Source organism: Vibrio sp. 10N.222.55.C6 (assembly GCF_041473395.1).
GTDB classification, from domain to species: domain Bacteria; phylum Pseudomonadota; class Gammaproteobacteria; order Enterobacterales; family Vibrionaceae; genus Vibrio; species Vibrio crassostreae_C.
In genome coordinates this window covers 1-8,021 of the sequence record NZ_JBFRSD010000051.1, presented here as the reverse complement: position 1 = coordinate 8,021, position 8,021 = coordinate 1, and the positions used below count along the sequence as shown (strand labels likewise).

4 protein-coding genes and 2 pseudogenes are annotated in these 8,021 nt (G+C 41.0%); 4 read left to right on the top strand and 2 right to left on the bottom strand.

Annotated features, from left to right (window positions below; genetic code table 11):
- Positions 1 to 74: 74 nt before the first annotated feature.
- The 4 genes and pseudogenes from AB4486_RS22300 to AB4486_RS22285 all read left to right on the top strand — a co-directional run.
- Positions 75 to 1,136 carry a hypothetical protein gene (locus tag AB4486_RS22300; protein ID WP_229648408.1) on the top strand — a complete coding sequence of 354 codons (1,062 nt, stop codon included), beginning with the start codon at positions 75 to 77 and terminating at the stop codon, positions 1,134 to 1,136.
- 15 nt (positions 1,137 to 1,151) lie between these two features.
- Positions 1,152 to 4,994, top strand: coding sequence for a hypothetical protein (locus tag AB4486_RS22295; protein ID WP_372118653.1), 3,843 nt, complete (start codon positions 1,152 to 1,154; stop codon positions 4,992 to 4,994).
- 34 nt (positions 4,995 to 5,028) lie between these two features.
- Entirely contained in the window at positions 5,029 to 6,297 is a 1,269-nt protein-coding gene (locus AB4486_RS22290; RefSeq protein WP_229648406.1) for an RHS repeat-associated core domain-containing protein, read from the top strand.
- A gap of 568 nt (positions 6,298 to 6,865) precedes the next feature.
- Positions 6,866 to 7,207: pseudogene (locus tag AB4486_RS22285) on the top strand (recombinase family protein); the annotation flags it as partial.
- 36 nt (positions 7,208 to 7,243) lie between these two features.
- On the opposite strand, the pseudogene AB4486_RS22280 reads toward AB4486_RS22285, so the two are convergent.
- A pseudogene (locus tag AB4486_RS22280) lies at positions 7,244 to 7,546 on the bottom strand (type II toxin-antitoxin system RelE/ParE family toxin).
- Positions 7,546 to 7,806: a type II toxin-antitoxin system Phd/YefM family antitoxin gene (locus AB4486_RS22275; RefSeq protein ID WP_069592240.1), complete on the bottom strand. Its 261-nt coding sequence runs from the start codon at positions 7,804 to 7,806 to the stop codon at positions 7,546 to 7,548. The pseudogene AB4486_RS22280 and the gene AB4486_RS22275 overlap by 1 nt, the downstream one beginning before the upstream one ends.
- Positions 7,807 to 8,021 lie beyond the last annotated feature (215 nt).

Here is an 8,021-nt window from a genome sequence, read left to right as displayed (position 1 = left end):
TTATAAATTAATTATTATAAAAATAATGATTAAATATATATTTTATCATTGTGGTCAAATATGGGATATAATATATGAAATTTCTAAAAACAAATTCATTTAAAAAACTATGTTTACTCGCTTTTTTATTTAATATTAATAGCGCTTTTTGCTCTTCCACTGGACCTAGAGAGGAACCTTTTTCGAGGCTTTATCTTGAAGGCACCTATGTGAATTTATCGCCAAATTCTAAAATATACGCCAATAATAGAATGCAGGCCGAAATTGAAATTTATTATCAGTTGAAATCTAATTACACGTTTGACAATGCAAGTCTCAAAAAACTCTATACGGCGGAAACGATTGACTCGCTCTCCGTCTCAGATTCTCACAGCGGGTATGTATTAGATATCAGGCTTGAGGATGGAAGTAACCGAAACAGACGAAGAGAAGGCTATAGGAGTGTTTCTAAGTTTGTTTCAGGTAACCGTGCAGATGTTTATCATCTGTGTGTCCAAGCGACGGCCACCAATAATATCACTGGTGAATCTCTTACCCAAAATACTTGTAATGGAACCACAAACAAATCTTCTGCCATCGTCGAATTGTTGACCCCAAGAACCTTTACCAGTTCAGATTTTACCTACGAAACAAGCAATAGCGGATGGAGTGATGGGGCCATTCTTCATCTCAATAAGTATAAGCCTAACAATTTTACGCTCCAGAAAGTTTGGCAAGAAGGGGGGCTGAGATTTAATAATGACCACCATAGGTTGCTGGGGACTTATAGCAACAGCCAGTCCTCTTCCGCCTTATACTGGATATATGATACAGATGCTGGCCATATCAACATACCATTTTCAACTACCTATGACACTGGCTGGAAAGACCGGGTTGTCTATGGCGATCTCAATACAGATGAGGCCATTATATTCGTCAGCTCATTTGGGCGCGGTATTTACAGCAGCAACTCTGCTAACATCTCTAAAGCATTTCCTCCCTATGACTGGAACCAAAGTATTAGTCCTGATGGAAAAATAGTGTATTTCGAAGATAAATTTGGCAATAGAGGATACTTTAGTTTTTCAAGAACTAGCTACAATGATTATTTCGAGGAAGGGTACTATTTAAGAAGAATACATAGTGAACATAATTAATAGGTGATTAATAAAATGTCTTTTTTATCGAATGCACATAACTTCTCAATTATTAATAATTCAGGTGTCGATCCTAGGACTGGGGCTTATATATGTTCAATAAGGCTCGCTGATTTTATATCACATAAAACCGTAGGTTCTCCCATTTCCTTGGTATTAAACTATCGTGCCGAAAGTGTTCGAGATGAAGGGTTTGGGAGAGGCTGGCTTCTTTCTTTCAGTCGTTTTGACAAAGAAGATAGTATTATTTACCTGAGCTCAGGACAAAATTATAAAGCGATTTATAATCATCAGACTAATGAATATAAACTCCCATACAGAAAAATTAAAGATATTAAGTTACTCTATTCTCTCAGTAATAATGAAATTAATGTTATCTATAAAAGTGGGATTGTAGAATCGATAGACTATGAAACGGGAGCCTTGAAAAAGATCACCTCCATCCAAGGCTTGGAAACAACATTCCACTATAGAGAGAGTGACCAAACTAGCAAATTGTGGAAAATAACGGATGGCTCAGGAAGAGAATTACGGATAGATTATTGGTCTGAAGACTTAAAAACAACGGTCACACAGGTTGTAGGTGGAGAAACCTATCAAACACTGGTTGTTGATAAAGAAAGCAATGGTATTTATAAAAGATTAACAACGCTTCATTTACCTGATGACGAGTCGAATATCACTTTTGAGTACGAATACCTGAGTAATATTAACTATGATCTCCTGACAGTCTTTTCTCATCCCAGTGGCCTGAAAGAAATCCTCACTTACCAAAATGAAGGGCACAGCTTTCCGAGCGGTGGGCCGGTCAGTAAAGTCCCTTATGTGACTATGCATCGATTTGTCGCTGGGAATAATCAACCTGACCGAGTAACAAACTATACTTATTCAGATAAAAACTATCTCGGTTTTGCTAGTGAAGCCGCGTTCGTCAATGGAGAAGATACTCTATTCAAATCTAGGAGTGACTATGAGTATAGTAGTGTCGAGAAAATAAATAGCACGCAATCCATAACACGGTCTTATAATAAATATCATTTACAAAAATCTATAGAATATCGCCACAATGAGGTTCTTTACAGAAAAGAAGAGTACGTTTATTACGCGGAGATAAATACCAGTATTGAGCATCAACCAGCCAATTACTCATTTCTGAAGGAAAAACATGAAACTCACTATGAAGATTCTGATTCTAGAACGTTTGTCCATAAGTATCAGTACGATGATTATGGGAATCAAACCTTAATTCGAGAGATAAATGGTGATCAAACGAAGCGAGTCTATTACACCTCTTCAGGAGAAGGTCAAGCATGCCCTCCAGAGCCTAATGGGTTTGTTGCCTTCCTGCAGGAAGAAACTTTCCAGCCAGCTTCCTCTATTACTAGTCATGAACAAGAGAGGAAAAGTGTCTTCACCTACCAATCCTTACCCCGCATCGGAGGAGGCAACTTTGTCGTCCTTAAACATGAAGAGAGCTCTCTGAGTCGTGTAGATTATGTTTACTTTAACAATGTTGAAGAGCTTACTCATGGTCAATTACAAAAAACCTCTACTTTTATCAATGATTTTGTTTCACGAAAGGACTTGTCGTACCGTTATACCGACCAAGATGTTGAAATTACAAGCGCACTAACAACACATGATAATTTAGTCGTTACCACCCAAGTCAAGCATGATTTAAAGAGTGGTGAAGCCGTTCAGTGGGTCGATAGTGAAGGAGTTATCTCAAGTTGTCGATACGATCTTCTTGGTAGGCGGACTCGAGAGATAAAGGCGGAAGGGACGGATTATGAAGCGGTAGTGAAGTATGTCTATCGTGTTGGTGATGGGCTCAATCAATTGAAGAGCATAGAGCCTACCGGTATCCAAAGCGTCGAAGACTACAACAATGCAGGCAAGGTCATTAAGACAAAACGAAGTGATCTTAATGGTCAACTCATCGTGTTGAGTGAACTCAGCTATAACAGCCTGGGTCAATTGATTGAGCAGCAAGAATTTGATAACTTTTCGACCAGTTCTTCAATGGTAACTAACTACGAATACGATGCCAGAGGCAACCTTAGTAAAATCACCCACCCAGAGGGAAGGATAGAAGTCATCAAGCAAAACCCCGTCAAGATGACTATAAACTATTCGATACAAGGTTTGCTTTCAGAAATTCGTTCTTTTGATTTAATGGGTAACTTATTAACAAAGGAGCTGCTCAACAGTCATGGGAAACGGTTAGCGTTTTTCCAGAATACTTATGATGCCTTGGGCAACTTGGTGTCGAGCACAGACCAGAAAAGTCATACTGTTGAATACACCTATGATACCGCAGACCGAGTTGTTTCAACACGTCAAATCTACGATGGTGAAACGCTTGAAATATCAAAAAAATACGTCCGTTACAGCCATGATCTTTTGCCTGTTGAAACCAGTGTTAATAATAAAACCATTGGGATTAGGGTGTATGACGGGCTATCTCGCATGGTATCTGAAGTGTCGAGTTCTGGAACTGAAAAACAGTCTTTTAGCGGGGCTTCTCCAATTCCCACGAGGGTTGTTATGGCGGATGGTAATGAACTCGAGATAACGTACAATAAGTATTTGAAGAAAGCCACGGCCTATAATGTTTCAGGCAACGAAGCGTTGAATGTCACCTATCACTACGACGCAAAATCTGGTCATCTAGTACGTGCAGAGAATAAAAATCTCATCAGTGCTTATGTGTACTTTAAAGATGGGATGACGAGAGAGGAGATGGCGTTTTTCCCCAATACGTCTGTTAGACTTTTTAGCTTTGAACAATATCACCTTTCAGGCAGGCTGGATTTTAAGCACGATTATTTTGGTAACGTCGTTAGATACAGCTATGACCGCTACGGAAGAATGTTTTATATCGAATATATTAAGCAAGATTCGAATAATGAGAGTGTCCATACATTCAGCACTTTAAATTATGATCACTATAGTCGCTTGGTCGGATGTGATACTTATAGGGGAAATGATCACCTTCAAATTAAACTAGAATTAAACGATGTCGGACTAGAAACGAAAAGAAGTGTTCATCTAAACTCTCAATTACAGTTTTCTTTGCAACAAGTTTATAACGATGAACTTCAAATCAGCCTAAAGACACTCGAAAGAGACAACAAAACAACGGTTGAAAAAATGTCATACGATGATTTCCATCGACTAGTTGATTATCAGTGTGATGGCTTTGAACACCCCAAAGATACATTTGGCAACAAAATCATTCGACAGCAATATAGTTATGACTTGTACGGCAATATAACCAAACTTATCACGTTTTTTTCAGACGGTACCGACAATATTTGTACATATACTTATGATACTGATGACGTGGTGCGTCTTGCGTCAATCTCTAATACCCACATTAGCTACTCTGAATCGGCTAACTTAACTTATGACACATCAGGAAACATAACTAAAGATGAGCGGGGGGCGCTTTATCATTATGACGCTCTTGGTCAATTGAATTCAACTTCTCTGCCTATTAACAACAAGTCTTATCAATTCGAATACGACGCTCAAGGCCGTGTAGTGGCGCAAATTGGGCAAGACGAACCCAAGATGGAGCTTTATTATCAAGGTGACCAGATAGTCAACGAATTATACGATGGATGGCACACTTGTTACCATAACGTGGGTGGTTTATGGACGGACCGTACTATTTCTTCGTACCTCAAGTTTAATATCAGCCCTTCAAATTATGATACCTCGGTGCATCTTGCTGAACATCAATACTTACTAGGAAACGCCCAACATAGTGCTATCGCTACTCTAACCTCACACCATGGCGATGATACTATTTCGACAGAATACAAAATGTACACCCCCTATGGACAAGGTTGAGGTGAAGGCGTGATTTATAGAGGAAATGTTTATCATGAATAAGAATTATGGTTCATCCGGTGTTAATCAAAGATATATAGATCTATCAAAAAGAACTTTTATCAAGTATTCCACCTCCTTGGCTGCTTTATCCCCGTTTATTTACTTTACTCCAAGATTTCTCTTAGCTGGCGAAGCCTTTAAATCAAAATTTGAATCTTCAGGGTTAATTGTGCCTGTTAAATTTTCTCAGAGTCGGTTAGGTTTTAATGGCGAACGTGAGATTAGCGACATTGGTTCAGGGCTATATCATTTAGGCAATGGTTTTCGGATTTATAGTTCAGGTTTGACTCGCTTCCATTCTGCAGATGTGTTGAGTCCTTTTGGAGAGGGAGGGAGTAACTCCTATAGCTATTGTTTTGGCGATCCTGTGAATTTGCGTGATCCCAGCGGAAAGTTTGCGATATCCAGTTTAATTATAGGGGCGATTGTAGGGGCAATTCTAGGGGCGGGCATCTCCGCAACTGCAGAAGGAATTCGTGCGATAGTGACGGATACGCATTTTGAATGGGAACAAGTTGGGATTGGGGCCGCACTTGGCTTTATCTCAGGAGGATTTGGCGCGGCAGCAACGGGAGCAAAAACCAGTGTACAAGTGGGCCTCGCGATTGCTGATGCTTCTGTGTCAAGTGCAGTTAGCTTTGGTCTTGAATTGGCGACTGGCTCAAGTGCCAAAGATGCCGCTTTAAATGCGGGAATTGGGGCGGTAATAGGCCTTGTAACGTTTGGGGCAGGAAGAGGGATCGGGGTGGCTCGTAGCAGAAGAGCATTGATGGCTACACGACGCCAAGCGATGGAGATGGTTGAGTTAAGACATTGGTCCCCTCTTGAAGATCTCACGACCATAACAAGGCAGCGCTCACCAGGTTATCAAAGAGCAGCAGCTATCTACAGGAGCGCCGACGATTATGTCTACAGCCATGGGGGGATTGGGTTAACCATGACGCCAGATGGTTTTAAAACAGCTGGACGGCTTGCGGAGTATCTACCAGAGGGCGCGCGAAGCGTTCAGAGGTTTAATTTGCAAACCTGTTTCGGGGCGACCGGAGGAAGCATGTTTTCTCAAGGGCAGGCTTTAGCCAATCATCTAAATACTAGAGTGGTTGCTTGGCCAGGTAACTACGTCCGCAACCTACCCGCAACTTCAGGGAGAGTGTTCAGACCTCAAGCCCCTGCATTAGCCAGGGTGACCAATAGCTTCAATACCGCGGCTGGTAACCTGAATAAACTCGTCATTTATGGTAGGAATCCGTCTTGGTTATGATAGTTAGAATGACAGTAATTTTTAACTAATGTGCTTTTTTACAAAAAATCTAGAGGTAAGTTGGTGGGGATAGGGGTTGTTGCCAAATTTGGGTAAAAGTAAAAAACTTCTGTCTGGCCTTTTGCCGAGTCCCGTCCTATGGCTAACTTTTAGTTCAAATGGAAACATAATATTCTCCCAGTCTGGTTGTTTATTTCATTATTGTAGCGGATTACTACAGGTGGATGCCGGCATTGCAACTGAGCTTGAAGCAGCAGCGAGTGAGAGCGTCCGGTTATTGGTTCTTTATCATCGAGGGGGAATTCACGCTCAAGCGATAATGTAACACTCTTCTTGTCTGGGCCTTCATTAGTATTAGAAGTGCTTATCTCACTGGCATATGACACTTTTAACATTGAAGGTTGCAACCCGATCGCTGTCGCATTCGCAATGAGCAACCCAGGCTCGGTATCACCTTGTTGAACAAAACCAGCAGAACGGGCTGGTAGGAGTAACTCTAACTCGAGGGGCGAGTCGTTGGGGATGATGCTTAAAATCGGTGTGCTTGGCTGCCCACTTTGGCTTGATAGGCAAGATAAAATGGCGACCACTTAAGTTAGGTGTGTTAGTAGAGGGGATGACGAGCGGAGATTGCATTGTGTTTGCTGAAGTCAGTCGAATTGCACGTTCAACGTTACAAGTACTAGAGGTACTCGAAGTGTGCATGAAAAAGAAAATTAATGTCTATATTGCAAAGGAAAACTTACAGTTATATGGCTCGAGGCAATCTCATATCACCGCTAAGGTGCTAGGAATTGCGGCAGAAACCGAGCGTGAGTTGATCTCGCTGAGAACGAAGGAAGCGCTCGCCGCCAGAAAGAAAAACGGAATGATTCTCGGAAGACTGAAGGGCCAAGCCGAGAGGGTGAAGCGCCGAGTACGCTGCGTGACTATATGAAGCTAAGGGTTAAGAGAGTTGTGAAAAGTGCTTGGCGGGAGACATGTGCTTACCAAAAACGGCTGCAATAATGAGGAGCTCTTGTTTTCGAATGTAGTAAATCACATGGTGCTTCAAAGGAAAGCGGAAGTAGTCTTGGCCCAACTCTGAAACTTCTATGCCGATCAACTTATTGCTAGCCAGTAATTCCATTGATTACTTTAGTTCTGAAAAGTAAGTGGTCCATTGTGTTTGCCCCCATCGCTCTAATGTATAGCGACGAATATCAATGAGATCAGACTGCGCTGCATAAGAAAGCTTATATTGCGTCATTAATCAAATTTACCTTGGTCAAGTGCATTCATGAAATCGTCACCGTCGACTAGGTTATCTGATAGAACATCGGCCTCTGCTTGTTCGAAGCGCGATTTCACCACCATCAATTTCAGGGCTTCAAGTTGCTCATATTCTTCACAAGACATCATCACCGCAACCGGTGAACCGTTCTTATTGATTTGTACGGGTTCACGTTGAGCCTTCATTAGTAAATCGCCAAATTTAGTTTTAGCTGTATTAGCAGTAAGTGATTGCATAATATTCTCCTTTTCGTTCATTATAAACGAATCGAACGCTTTAACTGATTTGTATGATTTTAGTTATACGGTTAATCCAATGGCGTGTCCATAAAGGTGTAATTTAGTGGATACGACTTGTTACCCCTCTCAGAACTGTCCAGTTAGTCTTTTAAATGTATATGTACACTTAATTAAAACTATCTTAATGTTCACTTGGCTTTGTTGCGTAATTA

Bases quoted from the DNA above. Each gene is read 5' to 3' on its own strand.
- AB4486_RS22300 (WP_229648408.1), top strand. From the start codon at position 75: ATGAAATTTCTAAAAACAAATTCATTTAAAAAACTATGTTTACTCGCT.
- AB4486_RS22295 (WP_372118653.1), top strand. From the start codon at position 1,152: ATGTCTTTTTTATCGAATGCACATAACTTCTCAATTATTAATAATTCA.
- AB4486_RS22290 (WP_229648406.1), top strand. From the start codon at position 5,029: ATGAATAAGAATTATGGTTCATCCGGTGTTAATCAAAGATATATAGAT.
- AB4486_RS22275 (WP_069592240.1), bottom strand. From the start codon at position 7,806: ATGCAATCACTTACTGCTAATACAGCTAAAACTAAATTTGGCGATTTA.